Source organism: Gammaproteobacteria bacterium (assembly GCA_027296625.1).
Lineage (GTDB): Bacteria > Pseudomonadota > Gammaproteobacteria > JAKEHO01 > JAKEHO01 > JAKEHO01.
Genome location: JAPUIX010000166.1, coordinates 1 through 3023, shown reverse-complemented (window position 1 = coordinate 3023; position 3023 = coordinate 1). Strand labels below are relative to the sequence as shown.

Annotated in this window: 2 protein-coding genes; both read left to right on the top strand. The window is 55.0% G+C overall.

All coding sequences use genetic code 11. From position 1 onward, the window contains the following. The first annotated feature begins 472 nt into the window (after positions 1-472). Positions 473-2701 (top strand): tetratricopeptide repeat protein, encoded by a 2229-nt coding sequence (locus O6944_10115; protein MCZ6719491.1) that lies wholly within the window; start codon positions 473-475, stop codon positions 2699-2701. Positions 2702-2768: 67 nt separating this feature from the next. Further along, positions 2769-3023, top strand: a 255-nt coding sequence (locus O6944_10110; protein MCZ6719490.1) for a hypothetical protein, incomplete at its 3' end; no start/stop codon positions are given.

The window sequence follows — 3023 nt, the reverse complement described above, 5'->3', positions numbered from 1 at the left end:
AAACATCTGGAAAACAATGAACTACACCGCGCGGCGGATCAGGGGCAAGAACCGTATGACAGCAGCTGGATGTGGGATGAACTGAAAGTGGCCAAATACCGAGATGGCTGAGGAAAAAACCGCCTCAGTTTAATTAGCGAGACAGCCTAAGGAATATTGACACTGATGTCCGCTCTTGGCCGAAAGCGGACCCTGAAAATTGGAGTTTCGCCGGGGTAAAAGCGTCCGCTTTGGAGAAAAGCGGACATTAAGCATGAACCTGGCAAAATCGGGTTACCAAAAGGTCCGCTTTACGCTCGGAAGCGGACATTCAGCTAATATCAGTCAAAGGGTCCGCTAACGACCCAAAGCGGACATTACTGGATGCCGATCTAGGCGGCACAAATCCATGGTGTACGCCTATCTGTTACCGCCCTGTTACAGGTGCTGGCGTGCTATCTTGGCTTGAAAAGGCCAGATTTCCGCAAAGCATATGGGCCAATTCTTCGACGAGCTCAAGCGCCGCAATGTCTTCAGGGTAGGCATCGCCTACCTGATAGCTGCATGGCTGCTGATTCAGATCGTCGAGACACTTTTCCCGGTATTCGGATTGTCTGACGCTTCCGTCAGGCTCGTCGTTGTATTGCTGTTCATTGGCTTGCCGCTCAGTCTGATCTTCTCCTGGGTATATGAACTGACGCCCGAAGGTCTGAAGCTCGAACGGGACGTGGATCGTTCCCGCTCCGTCGTACATCACACCGGCAAGAAACTGGATCGCGCCATTATTGTCGTTCTTGCGCTCGCGCTGGGCTACTTCGCTTTTGACAAGTTTGTGCTTGATCCGATGCGGGATGTCGAAAGGGAAGAAAGAGTCGCCAAGCAGGCACGCAGTGAAGCATTGGTGGAATCCTATGGCGACAAATCCATTGCGGTATTGCCGTTCGTCAATATGAGCGATGACGCTGGCAACGAATACTTCTCCGACGGCATTTCGGAGGAATTGCTAAACCTGCTGTCGAAGATTCGTGCGCTCAGGGTGATCTCGCGTTCATCGTCGTTTTCTTTCAAGGGCAAGGGTATTGCCATCCCCGCGATAGCGGAGCAATTAAACGTCGCTTATGTACTCGAGGGTTCTGTACGCAAATCCGGCAATCAGGTTCGCATCACGGCGCAGCTAATCGAGGCGCGTTCTGACTCGCACTTGTGGTCCGACACCTATGACCGGAATCTTGACGACGTTTTCGCGATTCAGGATGAGATCTCGGCGGCCATAGTCGAAGCGCTAAAGGATCGTATGGGGCTCGAGGTCGACGCTGCTCCCAATGTAACTGCGGCGGCCAATGCGGAGGCTCATGAAGCCTACCTGAGAGGCCGTTACTTGGTGGTTCAGCGTACGCCGGACACCGTTGGAGGCGCGGTTCGGGAGTTCGAAAAGGCCTTAGTGCTGGACCCCGACTACGCGCTTGCCCATGCGGAATTAGCCATGGCTATCCTGCTGCAGACGTTTGGCGATTACGGCAACCTGGATGGTCCCGAGGCGATTGACCGTGCAACACCTCATGTCCAGCAAGCGATGACCCTTGATCCAATCCTCGCCGAAGCCCACGCCGCTGCCGGATTCCTGTCGTTAATGCAATCGAAGCCGGAGGAAACATTGACACACTACCAGCGTGCGATCGAGATTAACCCGAACTATTCCATCGTATATAACTGGCTGGGACTATTTTTCAATGAGTCCGGACGCTATCACGAGGAGCTTGCTGCATACGAGAAGTCACTGGCGCTGGATCCGTTATCAACGCCGGCTATTACGAGCTACCTTGTGGCACTGATCGACAGGAACCGACTCGCCGACGCCGACCGGGAATTGGAAAAGCTTGCTGCCCTCCATCCCTTTTGGTACGCCACTTTTCGTGGCATCCGGAGATCTGTCGGCGGGAAATGGGCCAATGGGCTCCTGGGCCGCCTGGATGCATTGCGGATCGATCCGGAGCAAATCGGTACGCGGCTTGCATTGACGTGGGAGCTCGCTGCGATCGGCCTTGAAAAAGAAGCACTCGCCATTTCGGATTTCCAATTTCACTATGGACAGACGTTCCTGGGAAAACCCGAAGAGGCGGTCAAGGTTGCAGAAGAGCTCTATGCTGCGGATCCAAGCGACGCTCGGTTCCGGGTCCACCTGGGACGGGCCCTGGCCGGTATCGGTGACTACGTTCGCGCCCGGCCGATTCTGGAAGACTGGTGGCAACGAAGCGGTGAGCAGGTCACGATGTCGTTGAGCGGATTTATCTATGTTGACGCAGCAGCATTGATCGCCGCCCGCCGCGAGGCTGGTGACGAGGCCGGGGTCGATGAACTGGTGGCGGCGATAAAAGACGATGTGCGTCGCGGTCGGGAGGCTGGAATCACCAGGGCCAATCAGCTGTTTAGCATTGACTTTGAGGAAGGCTTTGCCGCGTACCTTTCCGGCGAGCGCGAGAGAGGTCTCGAACTAATCTCTCGAGGCGTGGAAGACGGATTTTTCATCCCACCAAAAGACGCCTATTTGCAGATGTTATACGACGACCCGGGATTTGCTCCCATCCGTGCCAGTCAGGAGGCCCAGCAAGCTCGAGAACGCGACAGGTTTCTCAACATCGTCTGCAACGACAACCCGTACGCGGAATTCTGGCAGCCCGCCGAAGGGACCTGCGAACGGTATGCGGGGGCTGCAAATAACTGATTGATTGTACTGTCCACCAGATTTTACGAGCTACACTTACAGTATGCGAGTTCATAGGGGAGCGATCATGAAATTCACCTTATCAACCGCCTGGAGACTAGCTGTTGCACTGGCTGTGCCGGCATTGGTAGTCGAAATTCAGGTTGCAAAGGCGCAGGACATCGAGGTTGACGACACCATGGAGGAGGTGGTCGTCACCGGATCCCGAATTCGCAGAGATCCGCTGACCGAGGCGGCGCCGATTATGAACATCAGCGCCAACAGACTCGATCAAACGGGCGTAACGAATCTCGGCGACATACTGCAAGATCTGCCGATTGCT